Raw genomic sequence first — 24,811 nt, 5'->3', positions numbered from 1 at the left:
TGGCAGTCATCTACGGTTGCAGCGTGAACCGCTGCTGCCGCACCGAGGCCGAATCCAGGCCGACCTGCACGTTGAAGTCGCCTGGCTCGGCCACGTACTCCAGCTTGCCGTTGTAGAAGCGCAGCTTGTCCTCGCCGATCGGGAAGCTCACCACGCGGGACTCGCCCGGCTTGAGCATCACCTTGCGGAAGTCCTTCAGCTCCTTCACCGGCCGCACCACCGAGGCGGTCACGTCCTGGATATAGAGCTGCACCACGGTTTCGCCCTCCCGCGTGCCGGTGTTCTTCACGGTCACGCTGGCGGTGATCTGGCCGTTGCGCGGCAGCGTCTGGCCCGAGAGCGCCACGTCGGACAGGCTGAACGTGGTGTAGCTCAGGCCATAGCCGAACGGATACAGCGGGCCGGACTCCTCCTCGAAGTACTGGGAGGTGTAGTTCGGCGGCTTGCCCGGCGTGAACGGCCGGCCAATGCGCAGGTGGTTGTAATACGTGGGAATCTGGCCGAGCGAGCGCGGGAATGAGATCGGCAGCTTGCCGGACGGGTTTTCGTCGCCAAACAGCACGTCGGCGATGGCGTGGCCGCCCTCGGTGCCCGGGTACCAGGCTTCCAGCAGCGCGTCGGCGTTGTCGCGTTCCCAGTTGATGGTCAGCGGGCGGCCGTTCATCAACACCACCACCAGCGGCTTGCCGGTGGTGCGCAGCGCCCGCAGCAGCGTCTGCTGGCTGCCCGGCAGGGACAGCGTGGTGCGGCTGGAGGCTTCGTGCGACATCCCGCGCGACTCGCCCACGGCTACCACGATGGTATCGGCCTGTCGCGCGGTCTCCACGGCCTCGGCAATCATCTCGCCGGGGGAGCGCTTGTCCTGCACCACCTCGGGGTTATCCCAGTTCAGGAAGTTCAGGTAGCCGACCACGCGTTCGTCGTCGGTCATGTTGGCGCCGCGCGCGTACCGCACCTGGCCGCGTCCGGCCAGCGCATCGCGCATGCCCTGCAGCAGCGTCACGGACTGGGTGGCCTTGCCCGCCGCCGACCAGCTGCCCATGATGTCGATGGGCGCGTCAGCGAGCGGGCCGATCACCGCCACGGTGCCGCCCTTCTTCAGCGGCAGCGTCTGGTTGCGATTTTCGAGCAGCACGAGCGACTTGCGCGCCGCGGCGCGGGCCTCGGCGCGGTGCAGGCGGCTCTCGGCGTTCACATCGGCCGGGTCCTGCGCCGCCGTGCCGATGCGGCGATACGGGTCCTGGAACAGGCCCATGTCGTACTTGGCGCCCAGCACCTCGCGCACGGCCTCGTCGATCAGCCGCACCGGCACCTCGCCCGACTTCACAAGATCCGGCAACTGCTCCAGGTAGCGCGAATCGGCCATGCTCATGTCCACACCGGCCTCGATGGCGAGGCGGGCGGCCTGGCGGCCGTTGTCGGCCACACCGTGGCGCAGCAGCTCGTCGATGGCGCCGTGGTCGCTCACCGTCACGCCCTTGAAGCCCCATTCCTTGCGGAGCAGGTCGCGCAGCAGCCATTTGTTCGATGTGGCCGGCACGCCGTTCACCGAGTTCAGCGCGATCATCACCCCGCCGGCCCCCGCATCCAGTCCGGCGCGGTAGGGCGGCAGGTAGTCCTGGTACATGCGCTGCGGGCTCATGTCCACGGTGTTGTAGTCGCGCCCGCCTTCCACGGCGCCGTACAGGGCGAAGTGCTTGACGAAGGCCATCACGCTGTCCGGGTTGGCCGGCGAGGCGCCCTGGAAGCCACGCACGCTGGCGCGCGCGCACTGCGAGACGAGGTGCGGGTCCTCGCCAAAGCCCTCGGAGGTGCGCCCCCAGCGCGGATCGCGCGAGATATCGACCATCGGCGCGAAGGTGGCGTCCAGGCCGTCGGCGCTGGCTTCCTTGCCGGAGATGCGCGCGGCCTGCTCGACCACGGCCATGTCCCAGCTCGACGCCAGGCCGAGGCTGATCGGGAACACGGTGCGATGGCCGTGCACCACGTCATAGGCGAAGAAAATGGGAATCTTCAGGCGGCTCTGCTGCGCGGCGGCGTCCTGGAGCGGGCGGTTGTCGGCCCGGGTCACCGAGTTGAAGGTGCCGCCCACGCGGCCGGCGGCGATTTCCTTGATCAACTGCGGCTGCGGCATGTCCTGGCCGATGCTGATGAGCCGCAGCTGGCCGATCTTCTCCTCCAGGGTCATCTTGCCGATCAGGTCGGCGATGAACGCGTTCTTGTCGCCGGCGGCGGCCGGAGCGGGACCGGCCAGCGCCGGCGTACAAACCAGACTGGCCGCCAGGGCCAGCGTCGAAAGCAATCGCATGTGGTGAGTCTTCCCCAATGAGCCAGGCCCGCAATCATGCCCCGAAAGTGCCCTGAAAGTGTGCATAAGGGTGCAGGAAGTGGCGCCGGCCGGCTGTCGTCCAACGTCTGATCGGCACGTCGGGCGAAATCGGTTATTTTTGTGGACTGCGTCGGCAGTTTACCCAAATAGGGCGGCAACTTTGCCTCCCGGGCGCTGTCAGCCTGTTTTCGATTCGATTTTTCTGGAGGGATTCGTGGTTCTTGCCGTCTTTGCCGCGTCATTACGTAACAAGATGCAACTTGCCTTGCCGGCCATCGCGCTCGCGGGCGTGTTCGCGGCCAGCGCGCCCGCCGCCGCCTTCTCGCTCGACGACGTGACCACCCGCGCCAGATCGATGGCGGACCAGCCCTATGTGGCCCCGGTCAGCAACCTGCCGCCGGCCTTCTCGAAGATGCAGTTTGCCGACTACATCAAGATCCAGCCGAAGCTGGATGCCGTGGAGTGGAAGGACCAGCCCACGCCGTACCGGCTGGGCTTCTACCACCAGGGCATGCACTTCAGCACGCCGGTCAAGATCAACGAGATCGTCGGCAGGAACGTGCAGGAGATCCGCTACTCGCCCAGCCGTTTTGACTTCGGCGACCTCAAGCTCGACAAGGCCGCCACCAACAACCTCGGCTACGCGGGTTTCCGCGTGCTGTACCCGGTGAACCGGCCGGACAAGCTCGACGAAGTGATGAGCATCCTCGGCGCGAGCTACTTCCGCGTGATCGGCAAGGGCCAGGTCTACGGGCTCTCCGCGCGCGGGCTGGCTATCGACACCGGCCTGCCGGTGGCCGAGGAGTTCCCGGCCTTCCGGGAATTCTGGATCGAGCGCCCCACGGCGCCGGGCAAGCCGCTGGTGTTCTTCGCGCTGATGGATTCCCAGCGTGCCACGGGCGCCTACCGCTTCGAGCTGATGCCGGGCACGGATGCGACGCTGAAGGTCCAGGCGCGCGTGTTCATGCGTGGCGCGGTGACCAAGCTCGGCATTGCGCCGCTGACCAGCATGTTCCTGTTCGGCCCGAACCAGCAGCGCGACGCCAACAACTTCCGCCCGGCGCTGCATGACTCGAACGGGCTCTCCATCCACACCGGCGACGGCGAATGGCTGTGGCGCCCGCTGAACAACCCCAGGCATCTGGCGATCAGCACCTTCCAGGTGAACAACCCGCGCGGGTTTGGCCTGATGCAGCGTGGCCGCGAGTTCTCCGCCTACGAGGACCTCAAGGACCGCTACGACCTGCGCCCGAGCGCGTGGATCGAGCCGCAGGGCGACTGGGGGCGCGGCAAGGTCGAGCTGGTGGAAATTCCCACGCCGGACGAGACCAACGACAACATCGTCGCGTTCTGGACACCCGACCAGCTGCCGCCCAAGGGCCAGCCGATCAGGGCCGACTACACCATGCACTGGACCATGGACGAGCGCGCGATGGTCGACAAGAACCTCGCCTGGGTCAAGCAGACGCTGCGCAGCGCGGGCGAGATCATGCAGGCCAACCTGATCCGCCACCTGGACGGCAGCCTGGGCTTCGTGATCGACTTCGAGGGCGGCGCGCTGGCCAAGCTGCCGCCGAATGCGCCGGTGCGTGCGTCGTTCAGCGTCAGCGACAACGCCGAGGTCATCGAGAACATCCTGCAGCCGAACCCGGTGACCAAGGGCTACCGGGTGACGCTGCGGATCAAGGTCAAGGACCCGAAGAAGGTGGTGGAGATGCGCGAGGCACTGGTCTCCGGCGACAAGGTGCTCAGCGAGACCTGGAGCTACCAGCTGCCGCCGGATTCGATGCCGGGCAACTGATTTAACGAATCTGGACTGATCGCCGGACGGGCGATCCACCCGAGCGGGCCGCCTTAGCGCGGCCCGTTTTTCTTGGGAAGGGGGGTGCGCCCGGCGCCCTCCCGCAGCGGCTTGAGCAGGTCCGCGAGCCCGTTGTGGTCGAGTTCGTGCATCAGCGCCAGCAGGCGGCCGATCTCGCCGGGCGGGAAGCCCTCGCGCGCGAACCAGTTCAGGTAGTTGCCGGGCAGGTCGGCAATCAGCGTGCCCTTGTGCTTGCCAAACGGCATGGTGCGTGTCACGAGCAGGCGCAGGGCTTCGGCGTCGGGAAGCATGGGCGGCGATCGGTCTGGGTCGGGGAAAGCCGGCATTGTAGCGCCGGCGCCGGTCACTCGGCGTCGTGGAAGATGATGCCGAGCGTGTGGCGCGTGCCCGAGCGCAGACGGCTCACGCCGTGACGCATGTTCACCCTGTAGGGGCCACGCGTGCCCTGCACCGGCCGCTGGCTGACCGCGAAGACCACCGCGTCGCCCTGCGCCAGGGCCACCACTTCCGCGCGCGACTGCATGCGCGGGCGCTGCGCCGTCATCACGAACTCGCCGCCGGTGAAGCTGGCGCCGGGCGCCGACAGCAGGATCGCCACCTGGAGCGGAAACACCTGTGTGCCGTACAGGTCCTGGTGCAGGCAGTTGTAGTCCCCCTCGCCATAGGCCAGCAGTAGCGGCGTGGGCCGGCGCTGGCCGGCGCGGTGGCATTCGTCAAGGAAGCTGGCGTGCTCGGGCGGGAACCGTCGTTCGATGCCCATGGCCGCATGCCAGCGGTTGGCCACGGGCACCAGATGCGGATAGAGCGCCGTGCGCAGCGCCTGGACCAGCGCCGGGAGCGGATAGCGGAAGTACTTGTACTCGCCGCGCCCGAAGCCGTGCTGGCCCATGACGATGCGCGACCGGTACAGGGCGTCGTCGCCGTAGCGCGCGGCCAGCGCGTCGCACTCGGCGGGTGTGAGCAGGCCGGGGATCGTCGCGCAGCCCTGCGCGTCGAGGTCGTGCGTGATGGCGTCCCAGTCGAGCGTGCCTACGCGCTGCGCCGGGTCGTGTTGGTTTTGCTGGGAGGAAGATGTCCGCATCCGCATACCTTAAGCCAGCGGCGGGCGCCGCGCTCGCCGGATTCGGACCCCCGTTCCAAACTGTTGTTCCAAATGTCACCGATGGTGCGGCCCCGCACGGAGCGCAGGTGTCACGCTGGCTTATCTTTCGTCGGTCAGCAACCTCAAACAGGAATGATTGCCGATGAAAGACGAGCATATGGCGGCCCACGGAGCTGACCAGGCACCTGCATCCATTCGCGAAACCGGGGCCTTCAGCAAGGCCAGTGCCCTCCCGATGAAACCCTGCGAGATCCAGCCCGGCTGGGTGCGCAGCGGCCAACCCGTGACGCACTACAGCGAGCATTCGACCGCGGCGGATGAACTTGCCTGGACCTCTGTGTGGGACTGCACACAAGGGACCTTCGAGTGGCACTACGCGCTCGACGAGATCGTCTACATCCTCGAAGGCGAGACCCGCGTGACGGATGCCCATGGGCGCACCCACACGCTGCGGGCCGGCTCGATTGGATACTTTCCGGCGCATACCACGTGGTACTGGGAGGTGGACCAGTATGTGCGCAAGGTGGCGATCTGCCGGCGCGAGGTGCCTGTCGGCCTGCGCCTGGCCACGCGCTTGCTGGCGCGGATCAACCTCGACGGGCGGCTGCTGCGCCGCCTGCGCGCCAAGGGTCAGGTCACCGGTGCCATCACGCGCAAGCGTGCGGCGGCGGTGATGCTGATGCTGGCGGCGGCTGTCGGGGCCATCGCGGCCAATTAAGACTGCCAGGGTTCTCCCGGCGCCAGCTTGTCCAGCAGGCGCAGCAGCGTCTGCCGCTCTGCTTCGGAGAGCTGCGCGCCGATGCGGGCGTCGTGGTCGCAGACCGCTTCGGTCACGGCGGCCAGCGTCTGGCGCCCCGTGGCCGTCAGCGCCAGCGCATAGGCGCGCCGGTCCGTGGGCGAGGGCTCGCGCGCAACCAGTTGCATGGCTTCGAGCGCATCGAACAGCATCACCGCCCCGGAGCGGGCGATGCCGAGGATGCGCGCGAGGTCCGTCAGCCGCACGCCGGGGTTCCGCGCGATGATCTGCAGCGCAGAGAAGCGCGGCGGCGTGATCTGCCACGCGGCGAGCGAGCGGACGAAATCCTCGTAGATGCGGATCTGCGCGCGCCGGATGGCATAGCCGGTCAGTGTGTCCAGCACGCCGTAGTCCACATCGGGCAGATGCGGGTTGAAGTGCCCCCCGCCGTCTCCGCCCTCGCCGAGGGCCGGGTCCGGCGCCAGCGGTTCGCGCGTCTTGCGGGCTTTGCTCGTGTTACGTGTGACCGCCATCGTCAGCGCACCACGAAATAGCGCAGCACCACCCGGTCCGGGTAGCGCGCCCCGGTAGCCACGAAGGTGTGGCGCATCAGCCAGAGGTAGGCAGGCGCGGCGGTCTCGAAGCGTGGTGCGGTGCGGAAATAGAGGCGGGACGGGTCCACCGTGCCGCCCGCGTTGAGCTGGGCGATATCGGCTTCCGTGCCGCTGCGCACGCCGGCGTTGACGATGTAGATCAGTGCGCCGTCGTCGGTTTCCAGCACATAGCGCGCTTCGATGTCGGCCGTGCTCCAGCCGTCGCCACTGCCGGGGCGGATCAGCTGGAAGTCCGCGCCGCCGGGCAGGATGCGGCCATTGAGCAACGGCCCGGACGCCGTGCCGGAGAGGATCGGGATCACCCGGCGCTGGCCGAGCGGCCCCGCGCCGAGGTCCGTGGCGGGTGCCACGGCGATCTCGAAGTCCGCCACCCGTTCCAGCGCCGGCGTGGGCAGGGCGAGCGTCATTTCAGCAGCTTCCAGTTGCCGTTGTCGATGGTCAGCATCACCCGGCCGCGATTGTCGAAGCCGAAATGGTCCTGCGCCGTGTAGTTCAGTACGCCGTGGGAGACGACGATGTCGCGCTCGCTTTCCAGGGCGTCGCGCAGCGCCTTGCGGAACTCGGGCGTGCCCGGCTTGGCGCGCTTGAGCGCCACCGGCACGATGCGCTGCAGCACCAGCCCCGCGTCATAAGGATGGGCGCCAAACTGCGTGCGGGTCTCCGGGCCGTACTGTTTCTCGTAGCGCGTGACGTAGTCGAGGCCCGGCTTGCGCGGCGCGCTGTCCGCCGGCAACTGCTCGGCCACGATCACCGGCCCCGCCGGCAGGATCGCCCCGTTCACCGCCTTGCCGCCGATGCGGATCAGGTCGCGCGTGGCCGCGCCGTGCGTGTGGTAGACCGGGCCGGTGTAGCCGCGCTCGCGCAGCGTGGTGTGTGGCAGCGCGGCGCCGGTGCCGGCGCCGGCAATCAGCATCGCATCGGGCTTGGCGGCCATCATCTTGAGCACCTGGGCGGTCACGCTGGTGTCGGAGCGCGCGTAGCGCTCGGTGGCCAGAATGCGGATGCCCTTCGCCAACGCGGCGCTGGTGAACTCCTTGAGCCACGTTTCGCCGTAGGCGTCGGCAAAGCCGATGAAGGCGATGCTCTTGACGCCATTGGCCTGTGCCCGGGTGGCCACCGCGTCGGCCATCAGCTTCACCGGCTGGGCCAGCCGATAGGTCCACGCGCCGCGCCCGGGCTTCAGTTCGATGGGCGAGAACGCCAGCTGCACGGTCTGGCTCTCGTCCGCGACTTCCGAGATGGCGATGGACGGCGCCACCGACGACGAGCCGAGGATGATGTCGACCTTGTCCTCGGTCACAAAGCGCCGCGCCACCTTGGTGCCCTGCGTGGGGTCCGAGGCGTCGTCCATCAGGATGTAGCGGATCTTCTCGCCGCCGATGGTCTCGGGCAGGAACGGCATGGTGTTCTTCTGCGGAATGCCGAGCGAGGCGGACGGGCCGGTGGAGGAAATGCTGACGCCGACGGTCACCTCGGCGTGGGCGAGGCCGGCGGCCAGCAGCAGGGCCGGCAGGGTGAGTCGAATGGATTGCGGCTTCATGTTGTCTCCCTATGGTCTTGTTATGAGATGTTCAGGCGCGCGGGGCGTCGGCCTGGAGTTGCTGCTGGCCGAAGCCGGCCAGGTTCTTGTATCGCTGGGCAATGGCCTCCAGTTCGGCGCGCGGAATCACCGCGTCGATCTGGGCAAAGCCCTGCGGCGCGCGCTCCTCGGCCATCTGCATGACCTGCTCGGGGCCGTTCATCCGGTTGCGCAGCACGATGCCGGCGGTGCGCGGCAGCCGTTCCGCCTCGTACTCGCGCAGCGCGTAGTCCAGGTCGGCGTGGCCGAGCAGGCAGTCGGTCAGGTAGCGGGCATCGACAATCGCCTGCGCGCTGCCGTTGGAGCCGATCGGGTACATCGGATGCGCCGCATCGCCCAGCAACGTCACGCGGCCGAAGGTCCAGCGCGGCAGGCAGTCCTTGTCCACCATCGGGAACTCGTAGATGGCCGGCGCGCCGTCGATCAGCGCGGGAATGTCGATCCAGTCCCAGCGCCAGCCGGCAAAGGCGTCGCGGAACACGGATTTGTCCACCTCACGGTTCCAGTCACTGCGCGGCGGCTCGTCCGGGTAGCTGTCCGGCACGCGCAGCTCGGCAATCCAGTTGATCAGCGAGCGGCCCTGCCGGTGCAGCGGCGCGGAGATCGGATAGGCGACGAACTTCTGGTCCTGATGGCCGGCCATGAACATCGAACGGCCGTCGAGGTAGGGCGCGGCCTCGGTGGTGGCGCGCCAGAGCAGGCGGCGGGAGAAGCGCGGCGCGTCGCCGGTGGGGTAGAAATGCCGGCGCACGGCCGAGTGGATGCCGTCGGCGCCCACCAGCACGTCCGCTTCGGCCTCGACGGTGGCGCCGTCGCTGCGGCGCCGCAGCACGAAGCGCGCAGGCTCGCCCGCCCTGCCGCCGCCCACCGAGGCGATGGATTCGATTGCATGGCCGGCATGAACGCGGTCCGCGCCCAGGCGCTGCACTGCCGTCTCGTACAGCAGCATCTGGAACTGCCCGCGATGCACCGAGAACTGCGGCCAGGCGTAGCCGGCGGCCACGCCGCGCGGCTCGTGCCAGATCTGTTGGCCAAACTTGTTGTAGTAGGAGAGGGAGGATGTCTCGATGGCGATCTCGGCCAGCGCGTCCTGCAGCCCCAGCGCGGCGAGTTCCCGCACCGCATGGGGCAGCAGGTTGATGCCGACGCCAAGCGGGCGGATCTGCTCGCTGGCTTCCCAGACTTCCACATCCATGCCGTGCCGGTGGCAGAGCAGGGCGAGCGTCAGCCCGCCAATGCCGCCGCCGGCGATGGCGATCTTCGGGGTCTTCATGGTCTCCTCCGCGGCCTTTTGTCCGGCCTTGTGCCCGGCGTGTTGCGCCGGCTGCCGTTATCTGCGATGCCGAAATTGTTATGGAGTATAACTAAATGGCTCGCGGGTCCGGGGTGCCAGATCGCCCGTGTTTACCCGGGTGGCGGAGGGGCGGTAGGGGGCGCCTCGGCCTGCGCCCAGCGGCTGCCCTCCAGCCAGTAGACCATCAGCCAGGCATAGAGCGTGATGCCGATGAACAGTGCCATCCGCACGGCGAAGGCCGTGTAGACGTCCTTGCCAGCGGCACTGTCCTGAATCGACTGGCCCAGCAGGATGATCAGCGTCACGAGGGTGTTCAGCCAGAACCCCGGCGCCAGCCGCGTGGGGCTGAGCCGGTAGAGCTTGCGCGCCAGCAGCAGCGCGAACAGCAACATCCACAGGAACAGCATCCACAGGTGCACGAACAGGCTCAGCGCGCACCAGAACAGCATGGCCAGCACGCCGCCCAGCAGCGTGGAGCCGAGCAGTTCGCGCCCCGCGTCGCGGGCGGTGGTGGTGCAGGTCTGCCGGCCCAGGCTGACCGCCTTCATCAGCACCGGGGTATAGCCGGCCGGGTCGGTCAGCGCCAGCAGGAACGCGGGCATCACCACCAGCGCGGCGCGCAGGGCGATCCACGTGGCCTGCAGCGCGGGCAGCGCGGCGGGCGTGGGCGCCGCCGCGCCGGCGGCCTCCGGAAACAGCCAGTGGCAGAGCGCCAGCACCGCCACCGCCATCAGCATGCCCTTGGCCAGCGCGCTGACCACCTCCAGCGCCAGGCTGAACTCGAACACGCCGGCGGCGGGAATCATGGTCAGGCCAACGGCGAGGAAGGTCGCCACGAGGTTGCTGCCGCCGCGCAGGCCATAGCGGAAGGTGACGAACAGCCCCAGCCCGACCACCAGCACGCCGCTGAACGGCGCGTACTGCAACACGGGAATCAGCAGCAGGCCCACGCCGGTGGTCAGCATGACCAGCACGGTCAGCGCCGCGCCGGCCTTCCACGACAGGGGCTGGTTGACCACCGCCAGCAGGAAGGCGCACAGCACAGGCGCGAGCATCGGCACGGGCAGCGCCAGCCCGAAGCTGACCGCCATGCACAGGGCCGTGCCCACCGCCAGCCGGAGTGGCCGTTGCTGGCGGGGTGGGCGGGCGATGGGCATGGCGGCGCGTGGGCGATTAATAGACGTAGGACAGCCAGCTCATCACATACAGGAACGCACGGCCCAAGGGATTGAGCGGATTGGCCTGCTTGGGAAACGCCATCACTTCGGCCTGGCCGCCGACGCGGATGCCGGTCAGCCCGCGCAGCTCGGCGGTGTCCAGTTCGATGACCACCGGGAAGCGCTGCGCCGGGCGCAGCCAGTCGCGGCTGTTCTGCACCGTGGGCAGGGCACCCGGCGGGGCGGGTTGCCCGACGCTGACGCCATACCCGACGCTGCGCACGCGGCCATCGAAGATGCGCCCCGGCAGCGCGTCGAGCACCACCGCCACCGGCGTGCCGGGCTGCACGTGGCCGAGGTTGTTCTCGGTCATCTCGGCCGTGACCCAGATGTCGTGGATCGTGATCAGCGTCATCACCGGGTTGCCAGCCGCCGCGAACTGGCCGGTATCGGTGCGCAGGTCCGTCACCAGCCCGGCGGACCGCGCGCGCACCTGGGTGTTGGACAGGTCGAGTTCGGCCTTCTCCACCGCGCCCGCCGCGCTGCGCAGCTTGGCGTTGTCTTCGGCGCTGCCGCCTTCCTGCTCAATCGCGCGTTGCACCTCGGCACGGGACGCCGCCACCTTGCTGGTCGCCTGTTCCAGATCGGCCCGGGCGATTTCGAGACGGCGCAGCGAGATGGTGCCGGCATCCTCCCGATACAGCCGCTCGAGCCGGTCGCTGTCCTGCCGCGCCTTGACCTCCAGCGCCTGCGCGGCGCGCAGCGATGCGCGCGCCGATTCGATGCCGGCGGTGCTCGCGCCGATCTGCCGGCGCGTGGCCTCCAGGTCCGCGCGGGCGCGGTCCACGGCAATCCGATATTGCCCCGGGTCCACCTCGAACAGCATGGCGCCGGCCTGCACGTCCTGGTTGTTGCGCACATGCACGCGCGTGACCCGGCCGGATACCTCGGAAGCCACCGGCACGACGAACGCCTGAATCCGCGCCTGCTGGGTATAGGGGGTGAGCCGGTCGGCAAGCAGGTACCAGACCAGGCTGATCACGATCAGCACCACGACCCAGCGGATGCCCTTGCGCGCCGGATCGGCGGGCGGCGGCGGGGGCGGCGGCGGCGTGGAAGAGGGGGGCGACTCCGACTTGGCGGCGGCAGGCTGCGTCGTATCTGTCATGGGGCGGCACCGGTGGGTATACGGCGCGGTTCGTCGAGCAGCACGCCCCAGTCGGTGCGCTGCTGCATCTGGGTGCGCGTGGCGGCGTCCACGAGCATCTGGTCGGTGTGCCAGCCGCCGCCGAGCGCCTTGTACAGCGCGATCAGGTTCGACACGGCGCTGCCGCGGTTGACCAGATAGGTGTCCTGCTGCGCCGACAGCGCGCGCTGCGCGTCCAGCACGCGCTGGAAATCGGAATAGCCCTCGCGGTACAGCGCGTTGGCCAGCGTCAGCGAGCGCCGCGCCGAGATGGCCGCATCGCGCAGGATGACGTCCCGCTCGAACGCCTTGATCAGCCCGCTCGCCGCGTCATCGGCCTCGCGCGCGGCCTGCCGCACGCTCTCCTGATAGGCGACGATCAACTGCTGGAGCCGCGCGTCCTGCATGCGCACGTTGTTGCGGATGCGCCCGTAGTCGAACACATTCCAGCGCAGGCTCGGGCCGCCCAGCAGCGTGAAGTTGTTGGGCGTGCCGCCGAGCGTGCTGGCGGACCAGCCGATGCTGCCGATCAGCGTCAGCGACGGATAGAGGTCCGCCAGCGCCACGCCAATCAGCGCGGACTGCGCGGCGATCTGCCATTCGGCGGCGCGCACGTCGGGCCGGCGCAGCAGCAGGTTGGCGGGTACGTCCTGCAGCACGGCGCGGCCGATCAGCGGCAGCTCGCCTTCGTGCGCGGCCAGCTCCGGCAGATTCGGCAGCGTGCCCGGCGGGCGGCCGATCAGCACGGCCAGCGCGTTGCGCGTGCGCAGGATCTGGCCTTCGAACTCGGGGATGGTGCTCAGGGTGCCGAGGTACTGGGTACGCGCCTGCTGCAGATCCAGCTCGTCGGTCTGGCCGCTGCGGAACAGCCGCTCGGTGATCTCGAAGCTGCGATGCTGCAGCGCCGCGTTGTCGCGCGCGATGCGCAGGCGCGCTTCGGCGGTGCGCAGCGCGTAGTAGGTCTCGGCCATCTGCGCGTGCAGCAGGACCAGCACATCGTCACGATTGGCCTGCGCCGCGAAGTAGGCGGCATCGGCGGACTCGATGGCCCGCGCGAAGCGCCCCCAGAAGTCGAGTTCCCAGCCGATATCGAAGTTGGCGCTGTACTGCCAGAAGCGGCTGTTGGCGGGATTGCGGCCCCCGGACTGGCGCCGGTCCGTGTAGAGCACGTCGGCGCCCACCTGCTGCACCTGCGGAAAGCGGCCGCTCTGGGCGATGCCGAGCTGGGCGCGCGCTTCCAGCACGCGCAGGCCGGCGATCTGGAGCCCGGCGTTGTGGGCATCGGCCTCGGCCATCAGCCGCTCGAGCGCCGGGTCGGCAAAGACCTGCCACCACTCGCGGAGGTCAGGCTGTGCGCGCGCCTCCGTCACCGCGTCGATGGCCTCGCTGCGCCAGCTTGCGGTCCAGTCCTCGCGCTGCGGCGCCATATCGGGGCCCAGCCGGGCGCAGCCGTGCAGGCAGCAGAGGGCAAGCCACAACAGATGCCTGGTGCGGAGCGGGATGGGCATGGACGCGCATGTCCGCGTCAGGCCCGCGGGATCTCGACGGGGGCCACCGCGGTTGCGCCGGGTGCGCCGGGCAGGGGCTCGCCGGACACCACCTCGATGGCCACGGGCTCGCTGGCCAGGGGCGGTTCTTCCACCCACAGCCAGAACAGCCGATAGCCCACGGACAGCATCACGGGGCCGATGAACAGGCCGATGACGCCTCCGGTGACCATGCCACCCAGGGCGCCGATCAGCACCACGGGCATCGGCACATCCACGCCCCGCCCGAGCATCAGCGGCTTGAGCACGTTGTCGGCCAGCCCGGCAATGAATTCATAGATCGCGAACGTAATGGTCGCCACGCTCGGCCCTTCCGTGTAGAGCACGTAGGCGATCACGGGCAGGGTGATCAGCGTGGCCGGCAGCTGCATGATGCCCAGGAGCAGTACCACCAGCGCCAGCACGCCGGCGCCCGGCACGCCCTTGAGCACGAAGCCGATGCCGATCAGCAGCATCTGGATGAAGGCGATGCCCACCACGCCCTGCGCCACGGCGCGGATGGTGGCGGTGCACAGCGCGGCGATGCGCGGCCCGCGGTCAAGCCCGAAGATGCGCGAGGCGATCTGCTCCGAGCTGCGGTGTCCTTTCTCGCCATAGGCCATGATCACGCCGGCAATGATCAGCGCGAAGATGAACACCAGCATGGCCACGCCCAGCCCGGCGAGCTTGCCCAGCAGCAGCAGGCTCATGTCGCGTAACTGGGGCAGGAACTTCTGTACCAGGCTGGTCATGTCGGTGGCGGCCTGCATCCACACATCGTGCAGGCGCTGGCCTATCAGCGGCCAGCTGGCCACGAAATCCGGCGGCTGCGGAATGCGCATGTTGCCGCCGCGCACGGCGTTCATGGCCTCCTCCGCCGACTGGAGCAGCGCGATCCCGAGCAGATAGGCCGGCACCATGATCAACGCCAGCGAGAGCAGGACGATGAGCGTGGCCGCGCGACCACTGCGGTTGCCGATGCGGTCGCGCAGCCGGACGTGCAAGGGGTAGATCGTGATGGCGAGGATGACCGACCACAGGACGAGGTCGAGGAAGGGGTAGAAGATCCGGAAGCAGAACACCGAGAGCACGGCGATCAGGCCGGCCCGGATCAGCACGTCGAGCATGCCGCGGGAGAGCATCCGTTCCGAGAGGGGGGTAGGCAGCATCGTGGTCTCCTGACAGGCCGCCAAGTGCAGTCTAGACCAGCGATCCGGCAGGTACAACCAGTGCGTCACCCGCCGCGAAAACAGTCACATCGGTGCGCCAAAGTATTCATTGGCTTTTTTCGGCACTTTGGCGGGGCGCCGCGTGCCGGCCCCCTCCCGGAGGGCGGCGGCGCCGCCTAGCAGACCGACCCCGGCACGGGCTTGCCCGAACTGGTCATGCCCTGGCAGGCCTCGCCGGCCGCGAGGCCGTTGTCGGTGCCGGGGGCCAGCTTGAGCTTGCCGGCCACGGTGCAGCACAGGCGCGGGGCCGTGGCGGCGGTGGGCGTGGGGGTGGCACGGGCGGCGGGCGGTTTGGGCGCGGGCTCGGCGGCCTCCTCGGCATCGGGGGAGACGCACTGCCCCATATGGCAGATCCGCTCCCCCTTGCACTGCATGTCGTACTGGCATCCGGCGGCCGGGGCGGGCGATGCCCAGGCGAGTCCGATGGAGGCGATGAACAACAGGCTACGCAGCGTCATGACCGCTCCCGCATTTGATGAATCCGGGCTGCCGCTGCATGGTGCACGGTGCAGGGTGGTGCCAGCGAGCGCCCGTGAGTTCAGGATAGGTTGCTGCCGTGGGGGACGAAAGCCTGCGCCGGGCACGCGCGCGGGGCGTTAGTGAGCTAGCCAACACGGGCGTGCGGACACGCCCTTGCAGTCATCGGAAACCGGCAGTCGTCAGGGCTGCACGGCGAACCGGTCGGTCGCGGCGATCAGCTGGTGCATGATGCCGGGCTCGGTCCAGGCATGCCCGGCACCCTCGACCAGATGGAACTCCGCCTCGGGCCACGCCGCGTGCAGCGCGAACGCGTAGCGCACCGGGCACGGCATGTCGTAGCGGCCATGCACGATCACCCCGGGGATGCCGGCCAGCCGATGCGCATCGCGCAACAGCTGGCCGTCCTCGAACCAGCAGCGGTGCGTGAAGTAATGATTCTCGAGCCGGGCGAAGGCCAGCGCGAAATGCGCGTCGGCGTGCTTGGCGCTGTTGTCCGGGCTGGGCAGCAGCGTGATGGTTTCCCCTTCCCAGACGCTCCACGCCTGCGCGGCCTCCAGCTGCTTGGCCTCGTCGGCACCGGTCAGCAGCTTGCGGTAGGCGGCCATCATGTTGCCGCGCTCGGCTTCCGGCACGGGCGCCTGGAAGCGCGCCCACTTGTCCGGGAACATCTCGGAAACCCCGTACTGGTAGTACCAGTCCAGCTCCGCCTGCGAGACCGTGTACACGCCGCGCAGCACCAGCGCGCTGGTCCGTTCGGGATGCGTCTCGGCATAGGCCAGCGCCAGCGAGGAACCCCACGAGCCGCCGAACACCAGCCAGCGCTCCACGCCGGCCAGCGCGCGCAGCCGTTCGATGTCGGCCACGAGGTGCCAGGTGGTATTGGCGTCCAGCCCGGCATGCGGGGTGGAGCGCCCGCAGCCGCGCTGGTCGAACAGCAGCACGTCGTAGCGCGCCGGGTCGAACAGGCGGCGATGGTCGGGCGAGATCCCGCCGCCGGGGCCGCCATGGAGGAACACGGCCGGCTTGGCGCCGGGCGTGCCCACGCGTTCGTAATACACCACGTGCCCGTCGCCCACATCGAGCATGCCGGTGGCGTAGGGTTCGATCGGGGGATAGAGCAGGCGCTGTTCGGACATGGGAGGGCTCGCGGAGGTGGGCGGTGGCGCCAGTGTAGCGCTGCCGGCCCAACTCAGCCGCCGTCAGCCCCGCTCAGACCTGCGACGAATCGTCGTCCAGGAAGTCGTCCAGCCCGGCATCGAGGTAGCCGCTGTCCGCCGAGCCGCTGCTGGGGGTTTGCCCATCGTCGAAGTAGTTGTTGACGATGGTTTCCGACGGCTGGCCCCCGAGGAAGCCGTTGCCGCTGTTTCCGCCCATTCCGCCCATGTTGCCGCCGCCGCCGTTAAACAGGTGTTCGATTCCCTGGAACAGGAACGCGCCGCCGGCCACGCCGGCCGCCGTGGTGGCGATGCTGCCCAGCGCGCTGCCGAACCCGCCACTGAGGAAACCGCCACGCGCGGGCGGGGCCGGCTGCATCGGGGCTGCGGGGGCGGGCTGCATCGGGGCGACCGGGGCCACGCCCCGCCCGACGCTGTTGCCCCAGGCCACGTCGCCATCGGCAAAGCCGCGCGCGCCGTAGCCCTGGGCCGCCTGCCCCTGCTGGAGTTGCTGGAGTTGTTGTTGCAGCCCGGCGATCTGCGCGCGGGCGTCGGCCAGCGCGTGGTCGAGCAGCATGGCGCGCTGTACCAGCAGGTAGGCGGCGTCGGGCTGCCGCGCCACGGCGTCGGCGATCATCGCAGCGGCCTGCGGGTCCTTGCCCTGCGCGCGGGCCTGCGTGAGCTGGGTCAGGAAGTTGTCGAGCGCCTGGGTATCTTGAGGGGTCATCGCGTCACCTGTGTGGTGGTGGGTGGGATGGCCCCACTGTAGGTACGGAAGCTTAAGACAGACTTAAAAGCCGGTCAGGCCGCAATCAGGTCGCAGCCGGATAGCTGGCCACTTCCACCAGATTGCCGTCCGGGTCGCGGCAATAGACCGAGGTCATCGGCCCGAGCGCGCCCGTGCGCTGCACCGGCCCCACCTCCACCGGCACCCGGTGGGCCAGGAAGTGGGCCATGACCTCGGCCGGCGGCATATGCGTGATGAAGCAGAGGTCGTCGCTGCCGGCGGTGGGGTGCACGCCGGTGAACCACGCCACGGTGTCTTCGCCCACCGGGCGCAGGTTGATCTTCTGCTGGCCGAACTTCACCGATACCCGCGTGCCCGTGCGCGACGCGAAATCCTCGCGCTGCATGCCGAGCACCTGCTCGTACCAGGCGGCGCTGGCTTCCACGTCTTTCACGTTGAGGACGAGATGGTCGAGGCGGTCGATGTGCAGCGTCATGTCGGTTCCTTGTCGAAGGGGGCGGGGTGAGGGGGGAGGCGGCCAGCCGGCGGCCTCCCGCACTCTACACCGGGTCCGACCCGGACCGTGGGCTAGGTGCCCAGCGCGGCGGCGGTGTTCTCCAGCCGCAGCGTCTGCGGCACCGACAGGGCGATATCGGCGGCCCGCAGCCGCTTGAGGATCTCGAACAGCAGGTCGCTCTTGGTATTGGCGGCGATGCGCGGGCTGTTCACGTAGCCCGTCACGCTCAGCGTGATGCCGTTCGGCGCCAGCTGGCTGAACGTGACCGAGGGGGCGGGAATGTCGAGGATGGCCTCGTTCTCGCGGTAGGCCTCCAGCAGCAGGTCACGCACCTCTTCCGGGTCGATATTCAGCGGGAAGGTCAGCTGGAGCGTGGCCACCCCCTGCGTGCTGTTGCTCATCGTCACGTTGCGCAGGTTCTGGGAGATCAGCTGCGAGTTGGGCACGATCACAGTCGAGCGGTCGCCCAGCTGGATCTCGGTGGCGCGCACGTTGATGCGGCGGATATCGCCCTCCACGCCGGCCAGGCTGACCATGTCGCCTACCTTCACCGGCCGCTCCGTCAGCAGGATCAGGCCCGAGACGAAGTTCTTCACGATCTCCTGCAGGCCGAAGCCGATACCCACCGACAGCGCGCTGACGATCCAGGCCAGGTTCTCCCACTTCACGCCCAGCAGCGACAGCATGAGCAGCACCAGCAGCACATAGCCGACGTTGCTGAACAGCGTGATCAACGACGCGCGCAGGCCGGGCTCGCCGCACACCTTGGGCAGCAGTTCCTGGTCCAGCCAGCGGCGCACGGCGCGCATCAGCCAGATCCCCACCACGAGCGCGATCACCGCGTTCAGGATGCGGTCCGGCATGATGTTCAGGCTGCGCAGCTTCTCGCCGCCGAGCACGGTCAGCAGTGTATTGAGCAGGTCGGCCGGTGTGCTGCCAAAGCCACCTGTGAGCAGCGCCAGCACGGCCATCAGCAACAGCAGGCTGGCGCCGATGCCGGAGAGCACCGTCGATACTTGGTCCAGATGGCTGTCGTCCACCCCGAACAGCTGCTTGATCACGCGCCCGCTGCGGTGCGCCGATGAGAACATCGTCTCGCAGACATCGCGCGTGAGCTGGGTGAGCAGGTAGAGCGTGCACAGGACGATGTCGAACCAGACCAGTTCGTAGGTCAGGAAGCGCGCCACGCTGATATAGCCGATCAGCAGCGCCACCATCGACACGATCACCACCACCGTCACGGCGGCATGGATCAGCCCGGCCAGCGTGGCGCGCGCCTCGGGGCGCTCCCCGGCGGCGGCCAGCTCCGTGCGCACGCGGTTGGCACGCAGCAGCGCGGCGCCGATGGTCAGCACCACCACCAGCGAGACCAGCCCCCGGCCCAGCAGCGTGACCTGCACGCTGGTATCGGCCAGGCGGCTCAGCAGTTCCAGCGTGCCCGCCAGCAGCAACAGGCCAGCCAGCACGGTCGGGAAGGGCTTCATGGCCAGCGCGACGGGGTCGGCCAGCGCCGGCAGGCGCCAGGACGGATGCTTGGTGCACAGCAGCGCCCGGCCCAGGCCGGCGATCAGCGCGCTGGTCATCATCAGCTTGCCCAGCTGGGCGATCAGTTCCTGGAATTCCGGCGTCAGTTCATAGCCGCGCGTGAAGGTGGAGAAGACGATCTGCGCCGCGAGGGCCGTCGTCAGCACCGTGGTCAGTGCCATGGCCAGCGCCAGCGCGCTGCGCCGCAGCCGGGTCTCGGGCAGTTGGGTCAGGCAGAACCACGCGGCGCCGCGCTCCAGCAGCCGGCGGCCCAGCGACCACACGGCCAGCGCGAACACCAGCCACAGCACCGTGCCCACCCGCTGCGCGGGCTGCCACGCCAGCGCCAGCAGCGGCACCACCTCATCCCGCAGCGCGCCCAGCCGCTCGCGGTCTTCGGCGGTGCGATGGATCAGCGGCGCCCAGAACTGCGGGTTGAGGATGCTGTCCGAGCGCAGCGCAAGCTGGTCGCGCAACTGGCTGCGGTGCAGCTTGGCCACCTGATCCTTCAGGTTGGCGATGTTTTCCTGGCTGTCGGCGGTCTGCTTGCGTTCCTCGTCCAGCTGCGCCTTGCGCGCGTTCAGTTCGGCGCGCTGCCGCGCCACGGCGGGGGCTTCCTTGGCGGTGCCCGCGTCAGGTGGCGGACCCAGCACATCGAGCTGGGCTTGCAGGGCGGCGCGCTGGGCGGTCAGCGTGGCGGTCAGCTTGTCCACATCGGCGGCCAGCTGGCGCAGGGCGTCGTCCAGGCCATCGAGCTTGGGGTTGTTCGAGCTGCCGGAGGCCTGCTGCTTGATCTCGTCCTGCGCAATCTGCAGGCGCTTCAGTTCGGCCATCGCCTCGACGTGGGTCAGGGTGACGGCTTCGGGTGCCTCGGCGGCCGAAGCCGATTCGGCGGCGAAGGCTGACGAGTACGAAAAAGGGAGTAGCTGGATCAGAGCAACCAGCACAAGGCTGAGGGCGAGCCTGGGAAGTTTGCGCATGTCGGGGGCACGAAGGGGAGCAACAAGGGGAACAACAAGAAGTGACGGCCGCTGGGGGCCGATTCACTTCCGCGAAGGTGGCGGCGCGGCGCGCCGACCGGTATGGAATGGCCCGGGGCCAGTCCGCGGCGCGTTGGCCACGGAAGCCCGGATTATACGCAAGCGGATGGATCACACGGCTTTTTCGGTCATCTTGCGTCGATCATGCCGCTCCGGCATGGCTCTTGCGATATGCTGACCCGAGGCCGGTCCGGACTGGCCAACACCCTCTGACCATGAAGACATTCCACTGCAATCGCTGCGGCAACCTCGTCTTTTTTGAAAACGTTACCTGCGAGCGCTGCAACGCCACGCTCGGCTTCCTGCCGGATATTTCCCAGATCGCCGCGTTCGAAGGCGATGACGACGCCGGCTGGCGCAGCCTGCAGCCCGACACCGCCGGCACGCTGTACCGGCGCTGCCATAACTATCGCGTGGAGGCGGTCTGCAACTGGATGGTACCGGCGGACGGCGAGGACACGCTGTGCCAGTCCTGCGTGCTGACCGATACCATCCCCAACCTGGACGTCCCGGACAACCGGCTCTACTGGTACCGGCTGGAGGTGGCCAAGCGGCGCCTGCTCTATACCCTGCTGGCCCTGAACCTGCCGATCGACTCGCGCGACGATGACCCTGACGGCGGCCTGCAGTTCGACTTCCTCCAGGACGCCGACGATCACAGCAGGGTGCTCACCGGCCACGACAACGGGCGCATCACGATCAACATCGCCGAGGCCGACGACGCCCACCGCGAGCTGACCCGCACTGCCATGCACGAGCCCTACCGCACGCTGCTGGGCCACTTCCGGCACGAGGTGGGGCACTACTACTTCACGCGGCTGGTGCTCGGCACGCGCTGGCTTGAGCCGTTCCGCGCGCGCTTTGGCGACGAGCGGGTGGACTACAACACCGCCCTGCAGCAGTACTACGAGGGCAACCTGCCGCCAGACTGGCAGGACGCGTTCATCAGCGCCTACGCCACCATGCACCCGTGGGAGGACTGGGCGGAAACCTGGGCCCACTACCTCCATATCGTCGATACGCTTGATACCGCCGTGTCCTGCGGGCTGGTGCTGCGGCCCGAGGGGGCGCAGGAGCCGACGCTGACCGATCAGACGCCGGTGGAGGATTCGTCCTTCCGCAGCCTGATGAACCGCTGGTTCCCGCTCACCTACGCGCTGAACAGCCTGAACCGGAGCCTGGGCGTGCCGGACAGCTACCCGTTCACGCTGTCCCCGCAGGTGGTGGCCAAGCTGGAGTTCGTCCACCGCGTGGTGGAAGACGCCGCTATGCAGCGGCCGTAACCTCGCGGCGCGGCGCGCTGCGCAGCGACCACCCGAAGACCAGCAGCCCGCCCAGCGCCAGCAGCAGGCCCACCCAGCCGGTGGAAGTCCAGCCAAGCCCGGCGGCAATTGTCACGCCCCCGAGCCAGGCGCCCAGCGCGTTGGCCAGGTTGAAGGCGGAGTGGTTGAGCGCGGCGGCCAGGGTTTGTGCATCCCCCGCCACATCCATCAGCCGGATCTGCAAGGCTGGCCCCAGCGCGACGCCCGTGCCGATCAGCAGCACGTTGAGCGAGGCGAGCCACGGATGTGGCGCGGTGAAGACAAAGGCCGCCAGCACCAGCGCGGACCAGACCAGCACGCCGCCGATGGTCGGCATCAGCGCCTTGTCCGCCAGCTTGGCACCGGCGAGGTTGCCCGCCACCATGCCCACGCCGAACAGCGCCAGCACCACCGGGATGCCGCTGGCCGGCAGATGGGCCACTTCGAGCATGGTCGGCTTGATATAGCTGAACACGGCGAACAGGCCGCCGAAGCCAATGGCGCCGATGCCGAGCGTCAGCCAGACCTGCTTGCGCGCCAGCGCGCCCAGCTCCCGCAACGGGCTGGCGTGGCGGTCCGCCGGCACGAAGGGCACCCAGGCCAGCACCAGCAACACCGTCAGCACGCCAATGGCGCCCACGATCACAAAGGCCGCGCGCCAGCCGAGCCATGTACCGATGGCGGCGGCAATCGGCACCCCGACCAGCGTGGCGATGGTCAGCCCCAGCATCACCAACCCCACGGCCTGGGCCCGTTTCTCGCGCGGGACCAGCCCGGCGGCCACCAGCGCGGCCACGCCGAAGTAGGTGCCATGCGGGAAACCGGTCACCAGCCGCGCGACGATCATCGACGCATAGGACGGCGCCAGCGCGCTGGCGAAGTTGCCGGCGGCGAAGAACGCCATCAGCGCGATCAGCAGGTTGCGGCGCGGCCAGCGCGCGCCGAGCACGGCCAGCAGCGGCGCGCCGACCACCACGCCCAGCGCGTAGGCGCTGATCAGGTGGCCGGCTTCGGGAATCGAGATGGCCAGGTCGCGGGCGGCGTCGGGCAGCAGGCCCATGATGACGAATTCGCCGGTGCCGATGCCGAAGCTGCCCACGCCCAATGCCAGCAGCGCGCGGCGGTCGGCCGAGCGGTTGCGGGGGGTGGAGGAGTCTGAGGAGAGGTCGGGTAGGGTGTCGAAGTTTCCGGAGGGCGCGGACATAAGGAGAGAGATCGCAAGCATTTATGGATCACCACGCACTGGCGGGCGGGATCTGTGTCCTGCATCGGGGCTGCCAGCGTGCTCCGGTGTGGCGTCAGGGCGCTATTGTGAAGGAAGTTCGCCCGGCTTGCTGGCGGTGGCTTATCCGCCCTGTTTTGCTCGCTTTGCCGCTTCTGTTCCCCCTTCCGTCGCCGCGATCTCCCGTGCCAGGGCTGTAATCCCTTCGGGGGACAGGTCGTCCGCCGGGATCACGGAGCGCTGGTCCCAGGCGTAGAAGTGCTTGCGCTGGGAGCGCGCGTAGGCGGGGTCGTAGTGCCGCGTCGCCAGTTCGGCGAAGAGTTGGGGCAGGTTGCCGGCATGGGCCATGGCCTGCCACGCGGTGATGGTGTCCTTGCCGTGCAGCGGCTTGAGGTGCGCGAGCTGGTCCGCCAGCCACTGCGGCCGCTCGCCGAGGTAGGCGTAGTCCCGCAGCAGGAAGTCCAGCCGCGCTGGCAGCGCCGCCTGGATCTCCACGCAGGGCGCGGCGCGCATGCGGGCGACCAGCGGCACCGGCAGGTTCAGCTGGCCGATCCGCGGGCCTTCGCCCTCTATATATAGAGGGCGCGAAAAATCCAGCCCTTCGACCCCCGCCGCGAGGGCGGTTTCGAAGGCGGTCTGCGAGGGCTGGGGGTGATCCGGCACGGCGCCGAGCAGCGATCCCTTGTGCCGCGCCAGCCCCTCCAGATCCAGGGTTTGCTCGCCCTGCGCGGCCAGCGCGTGCAGCAGCCGTGTCTTGGCGCTGCCCGTGGCGCCGCACACCACTACCAGCGGCAGCAGCGGGGCCTGCACGGCCAGGGTGTCGATCACATGCCGGCGCCAGGACTTGTAGCCGCCGGCCAGTTGCTGGGCGTCCCAGCCGACCATGCGCAGCCAGGTCGTCATCGACCCGCTGCGCAGCCCGCCGCGCCAGCAATAGACCAGCGGCTTCCAGCCCGCCGGGCGGTCTGCGAAGGATTCGCGCAGATGGCGGGCAAGGTTGGCCGCCACCATCGCGCCACCCACCCGCCGCGCCTCGAAGGCGCCAGCCTGCTTGTAGAGCGTGCCGACGATGCGGCGCTCCTCGTTGTCCAGCACCGGGCAGTTCACGGCCCCGGGAATGTGATCGATGGCGAACTCGGCGGGCGAACGGGCATCGATCAGCGTATCGAAGGCGTGCCGATCCTCCACGCGGACGACTGGCTTCATGCGCGCACCGCCAGGCCGGGCGCGCCGGCTTCCATGCGGCCGACCACAGCGGCCTCGCCGAAACCCTGTTCCCGGAAGATGCGCAGGACGGCATCGACCGCCTGTGGCGCGCAACTGACCAGCAGGCCGCCGCTGGTCTGCGGGTCGGTCAGCAGCGCCTGGGCGATGGCGGGCAGGCCGGCATCGATCTGCACCTCGCCGCCATAGCCCTCCCAGTTCCGGCGCGACGCCCCGGTGACATGGCCCTGCCCGGCCAGCGCGGCCACGCCGGGCAGCAGGGGCAGGGCGGACCAGTCCAGCACCGCGCGCAGGCCGGCGCCGCGCGCCAGCTCCAGCGTGTGGCCGGCGATGCCGAAGCCGGTCACATCGGTCAGCGCATGCACGCCGTCCAGCGCCGCGAGGGCCATGCCGGGGGTGTTCAGGCGCGTGGTGGTGTCGATCAGCCGCGCGTAGCCGTCATCGGCAAGCTGGCCTTTCTTCAGCGCGGCGGACAGCACGCCCACGCCGAGCGGCTTGCCGAGCACGAGCACGTCGCCGGCGCGGGCGTCGCGGTTGCGGCGGATCTTCGACGGATGCGCGAGGCCCATCACCACCAGCCCGTAGATCGGCTCGACCGAGTCGATGGTGTGCCCGCCCGCAATCGGGATACCAGCCGCGCGGCACACCGCCTGACCGCCTGCCATCACCTGGCCGATCACCTCCACCGGCAGCTGGTTGACCGGCATCGCCACCAGCGCCAGCGCCATGATCGGCCGTCCGCCCATGGCGTAGACGTCGCTGATGGCATTGGTGGCGGCAATGCGGCCGAAGTCGAACGGGTCGTCGACAATCGGCATGAAGAAATCCGTGGTCGCGATCAGCGCCTGATCGTCGTTCAGCTGGTAGACCGCCGCGTCATCGGCGGTCTCGATGCCGACCAGCAACTCCGGCGGCATCGGCAGCCCGCCACTGCTGCGCAGGATCTCGGACAGCACCCCCGGCGCGATCTTGCAGCCGCATCCGCCCCCGTGGGAAAAGCTGGTCAGGCGGATGTCGGGGGGAGTATTTGGCGTGGTCATGATGGCTG

22 protein-coding genes are annotated in these 24,811 nt (G+C 69.0%); 3 read left to right on the top strand and 19 right to left on the bottom strand.

The features are described 5' to 3' along the window. Positions 1-10: 10 nt before the first annotated feature. Positions 11-2,308, bottom strand: a complete 2,298-nt coding sequence (bglX, locus tag KHO18_RS11165) for a beta-glucosidase BglX (protein WP_211943183.1) — start codon at positions 2,306-2,308, stop codon at positions 11-13. 274 nt (positions 2,309-2,582) lie between these two features. Here bglX and KHO18_RS11160 point away from each other — a divergent pair, with 274 nt between their 5' ends. Next, positions 2,583-4,130 (top strand): glucan biosynthesis protein G, encoded by a 1,548-nt coding sequence (locus KHO18_RS11160; protein ID WP_186296770.1) that lies wholly within the window; start codon positions 2,583-2,585, stop codon positions 4,128-4,130. Between the two features lie 53 nt (positions 4,131-4,183). Here KHO18_RS11160 and KHO18_RS11155 read toward each other — a convergent pair whose 3' ends face one another. Both KHO18_RS11155 and KHO18_RS11150 read right to left on the bottom strand, forming a co-directional pair. Continuing rightward, positions 4,184-4,441, bottom strand: a complete 258-nt coding sequence (locus KHO18_RS11155) for a DUF3820 family protein (protein WP_144196409.1) — start codon at positions 4,439-4,441, stop codon at positions 4,184-4,186. 53 nt (positions 4,442-4,494) lie between these two features. Then, entirely contained in the window at positions 4,495-5,232 is a 738-nt protein-coding gene (locus tag KHO18_RS11150; RefSeq protein WP_144196410.1) for a 2OG-Fe(II) oxygenase, read from the bottom strand. 163 nt (positions 5,233-5,395) lie between these two features. Between KHO18_RS11150 and KHO18_RS11145 the strand changes: the two genes are divergently transcribed. Then, positions 5,396-5,971: a cupin domain-containing protein gene (locus KHO18_RS11145; RefSeq protein WP_244844705.1), complete on the top strand. Its 576-nt coding sequence runs from the start codon at positions 5,396-5,398 to the stop codon at positions 5,969-5,971. On the opposite strand, the gene KHO18_RS11140 is transcribed toward KHO18_RS11145, so the two are convergent. The 13 genes from KHO18_RS11140 to KHO18_RS11080 form a co-directional block, all read right to left on the bottom strand. Next, positions 5,968-6,522: a MarR family winged helix-turn-helix transcriptional regulator gene (locus tag KHO18_RS11140; RefSeq protein ID WP_144196411.1), complete on the bottom strand. Its 555-nt coding sequence runs from the start codon at positions 6,520-6,522 to the stop codon at positions 5,968-5,970. The genes KHO18_RS11145 and KHO18_RS11140 overlap by 4 nt on opposite strands. Before the next feature lie 2 nt (positions 6,523-6,524). Next, positions 6,525-7,010 (bottom strand): DUF3237 domain-containing protein, encoded by a 486-nt coding sequence (locus KHO18_RS11135; RefSeq protein ID WP_211943182.1) that lies wholly within the window; start codon positions 7,008-7,010, stop codon positions 6,525-6,527. Further along, positions 7,007-8,143, bottom strand: coding sequence for an ABC transporter substrate-binding protein (locus tag KHO18_RS11130; protein WP_211943181.1), 1,137 nt, complete (start codon positions 8,141-8,143; stop codon positions 7,007-7,009). The genes KHO18_RS11135 and KHO18_RS11130 overlap by 4 nt, the downstream gene beginning before the upstream one ends. Before the next feature lie 31 nt (positions 8,144-8,174). Then, positions 8,175-9,455 (bottom strand): flavin-dependent oxidoreductase, encoded by a 1,281-nt coding sequence (locus KHO18_RS11125; protein ID WP_144196414.1) that lies wholly within the window; start codon positions 9,453-9,455, stop codon positions 8,175-8,177. A 131-nt stretch (positions 9,456-9,586) separates the two neighbouring features. Then, the gene (locus tag KHO18_RS11120) at positions 9,587-10,633 is read right to left on the bottom strand and encodes a DUF2955 domain-containing protein (RefSeq protein WP_211943180.1); all 1,047 of its coding nucleotides are present in this window, start codon (positions 10,631-10,633) and stop codon (positions 9,587-9,589) included. A 16-nt stretch (positions 10,634-10,649) separates the two neighbouring features. After that, positions 10,650-11,801, bottom strand: coding sequence for an HlyD family secretion protein (locus tag KHO18_RS11115; protein WP_144196416.1), 1,152 nt, complete (start codon positions 11,799-11,801; stop codon positions 10,650-10,652). Then, positions 11,798-13,327, bottom strand: a complete 1,530-nt coding sequence (locus KHO18_RS11110) for an efflux transporter outer membrane subunit (protein WP_144196417.1) — start codon at positions 13,325-13,327, stop codon at positions 11,798-11,800. Before KHO18_RS11110 ends, KHO18_RS11115 begins: the two co-directional genes overlap by 4 nt. A 17-nt stretch (positions 13,328-13,344) precedes the next feature. Continuing rightward, positions 13,345-14,514, bottom strand: coding sequence for an AI-2E family transporter (locus tag KHO18_RS11105; RefSeq protein WP_144196418.1), 1,170 nt, complete (start codon positions 14,512-14,514; stop codon positions 13,345-13,347). A gap of 176 nt (positions 14,515-14,690) precedes the next feature. Beyond that, complete coding sequence (locus KHO18_RS11100; RefSeq protein WP_211943179.1) at positions 14,691-15,032, bottom strand: hypothetical protein; 342 nt, start codon at positions 15,030-15,032, stop codon at positions 14,691-14,693. 201 nt (positions 15,033-15,233) lie between these two features. Next, positions 15,234-16,190, bottom strand: coding sequence for a prolyl aminopeptidase (pip, locus tag KHO18_RS11095; RefSeq protein WP_144196420.1), 957 nt, complete (start codon positions 16,188-16,190; stop codon positions 15,234-15,236). Between the two features lie 73 nt (positions 16,191-16,263). Then, positions 16,264-16,935, bottom strand: coding sequence for a DUF2076 family protein (locus KHO18_RS11090; protein ID WP_211943178.1), 672 nt, complete (start codon positions 16,933-16,935; stop codon positions 16,264-16,266). Positions 16,936-17,020: 85 nt separating this feature from the next. After that, positions 17,021-17,431 carry a VOC family protein gene (locus tag KHO18_RS11085; protein WP_144196422.1) on the bottom strand — a complete coding sequence of 137 codons (411 nt, stop codon included), beginning with the start codon at positions 17,429-17,431 and terminating at the stop codon, positions 17,021-17,023. Positions 17,432-17,523: 92 nt separating this feature from the next. Next, on the bottom strand, positions 17,524-19,956 hold the full coding sequence (locus KHO18_RS11080; RefSeq protein WP_211943177.1) for a DUF3772 domain-containing protein: 2,433 nt from the start codon (positions 19,954-19,956) through the stop codon (positions 17,524-17,526). Positions 19,957-20,231: 275 nt separating this feature from the next. Here KHO18_RS11080 and KHO18_RS11075 point away from each other — a divergent pair, with 275 nt between their 5' ends. Continuing rightward, complete coding sequence (locus tag KHO18_RS11075) at positions 20,232-21,299, top strand: zinc-binding metallopeptidase family protein (protein WP_144196424.1); 1,068 nt, start codon at positions 20,232-20,234, stop codon at positions 21,297-21,299. Here KHO18_RS11075 and KHO18_RS11070 read toward each other — a convergent pair. From KHO18_RS11070 to selD, 3 genes are all read right to left on the bottom strand, one after another. Beyond that, the gene (locus tag KHO18_RS11070; protein WP_144196425.1) at positions 21,283-22,521 is read right to left on the bottom strand and encodes an MFS transporter; all 1,239 of its coding nucleotides are present in this window, start codon (positions 22,519-22,521) and stop codon (positions 21,283-21,285) included. The genes KHO18_RS11075 and KHO18_RS11070 overlap by 17 nt on opposite strands. A gap of 141 nt (positions 22,522-22,662) precedes the next feature. Then, positions 22,663-23,745: a tRNA 2-selenouridine(34) synthase MnmH gene (gene mnmH, locus KHO18_RS11065; protein ID WP_144196426.1), complete on the bottom strand. Its 1,083-nt coding sequence runs from the start codon at positions 23,743-23,745 to the stop codon at positions 22,663-22,665. Next, entirely contained in the window at positions 23,742-24,803 is a 1,062-nt protein-coding gene (gene selD, locus KHO18_RS11060) for a selenide, water dikinase SelD (protein ID WP_144196427.1), read from the bottom strand. Before selD ends, mnmH begins: the two co-directional genes overlap by 4 nt. Positions 24,804-24,811 lie beyond the last annotated feature (8 nt).

The sequence above is a fragment of the Cupriavidus campinensis genome, assembly GCF_905397395.1.
Lineage (GTDB): Bacteria > Pseudomonadota > Gammaproteobacteria > Burkholderiales > Burkholderiaceae > Cupriavidus > Cupriavidus campinensis.
The sequence above is the reverse complement of the archived record's forward strand: the minus strand, read 5'-3'. Positions and strand labels throughout refer to the sequence as shown.

Excerpts from the sequence above, each read along its gene's own strand:
- KHO18_RS11130 (WP_211943181.1), bottom strand. The coding sequence starts at position 8,143 with ATGAAGCCGCAATCCATTCGACTCACCCTGCCGGCCCTGCTGCTGGCC.
- KHO18_RS11155 (WP_144196409.1), bottom strand. The coding sequence starts at position 4,441 with ATGCTTCCCGACGCCGAAGCCCTGCGCCTGCTCGTGACACGCACCATG.
- selD (WP_144196427.1), bottom strand. The coding sequence starts at position 24,803 with ATGACCACGCCAAATACTCCCCCCGACATCCGCCTGACCAGCTTTTCC.
- KHO18_RS11150 (WP_144196410.1), bottom strand. The coding sequence starts at position 5,232 with ATGCGGACATCTTCCTCCCAGCAAAACCAACACGACCCGGCGCAGCGC.
- KHO18_RS11135 (WP_211943182.1), bottom strand. The coding sequence starts at position 7,010 with ATGACGCTCGCCCTGCCCACGCCGGCGCTGGAACGGGTGGCGGACTTC.
- KHO18_RS11140 (WP_144196411.1), bottom strand. The coding sequence starts at position 6,522 with ATGGCGGTCACACGTAACACGAGCAAAGCCCGCAAGACGCGCGAACCG.
- KHO18_RS11105 (WP_144196418.1), bottom strand. The coding sequence starts at position 14,514 with ATGCTGCCTACCCCCCTCTCGGAACGGATGCTCTCCCGCGGCATGCTC.
- KHO18_RS11110 (WP_144196417.1), bottom strand. The coding sequence starts at position 13,327 with ATGCCCATCCCGCTCCGCACCAGGCATCTGTTGTGGCTTGCCCTCTGC.
- KHO18_RS11090 (WP_211943178.1), bottom strand. The coding sequence starts at position 16,935 with ATGACCCCTCAAGATACCCAGGCGCTCGACAACTTCCTGACCCAGCTC.
- KHO18_RS11075 (WP_144196424.1), top strand. The coding sequence starts at position 20,232 with ATGAAGACATTCCACTGCAATCGCTGCGGCAACCTCGTCTTTTTTGAA.
- KHO18_RS11080 (WP_211943177.1), bottom strand. The coding sequence starts at position 19,956 with ATGCGCAAACTTCCCAGGCTCGCCCTCAGCCTTGTGCTGGTTGCTCTG.
- KHO18_RS11115 (WP_144196416.1), bottom strand. The coding sequence starts at position 11,801 with ATGACAGATACGACGCAGCCTGCCGCCGCCAAGTCGGAGTCGCCCCCC.
- KHO18_RS11125 (WP_144196414.1), bottom strand. The coding sequence starts at position 9,455 with ATGAAGACCCCGAAGATCGCCATCGCCGGCGGCGGCATTGGCGGGCTG.
- KHO18_RS11120 (WP_211943180.1), bottom strand. The coding sequence starts at position 10,633 with ATGCCCATCGCCCGCCCACCCCGCCAGCAACGGCCACTCCGGCTGGCG.
- KHO18_RS11070 (WP_144196425.1), bottom strand. The coding sequence starts at position 22,521 with ATGTCCGCGCCCTCCGGAAACTTCGACACCCTACCCGACCTCTCCTCA.
- KHO18_RS11160 (WP_186296770.1), top strand. The coding sequence starts at position 2,583 with ATGCAACTTGCCTTGCCGGCCATCGCGCTCGCGGGCGTGTTCGCGGCC.
- pip (WP_144196420.1), bottom strand. The coding sequence starts at position 16,190 with ATGTCCGAACAGCGCCTGCTCTATCCCCCGATCGAACCCTACGCCACC.
- KHO18_RS11100 (WP_211943179.1), bottom strand. The coding sequence starts at position 15,032 with ATGACGCTGCGTAGCCTGTTGTTCATCGCCTCCATCGGACTCGCCTGG.
- mnmH (WP_144196426.1), bottom strand. The coding sequence starts at position 23,745 with ATGAAGCCAGTCGTCCGCGTGGAGGATCGGCACGCCTTCGATACGCTG.
- bglX (WP_211943183.1), bottom strand. The coding sequence starts at position 2,308 with ATGCGATTGCTTTCGACGCTGGCCCTGGCGGCCAGTCTGGTTTGTACG.
- KHO18_RS11145 (WP_244844705.1), top strand. The coding sequence starts at position 5,396 with ATGAAAGACGAGCATATGGCGGCCCACGGAGCTGACCAGGCACCTGCA.
- KHO18_RS11085 (WP_144196422.1), bottom strand. The coding sequence starts at position 17,431 with ATGACGCTGCACATCGACCGCCTCGACCATCTCGTCCTCAACGTGAAA.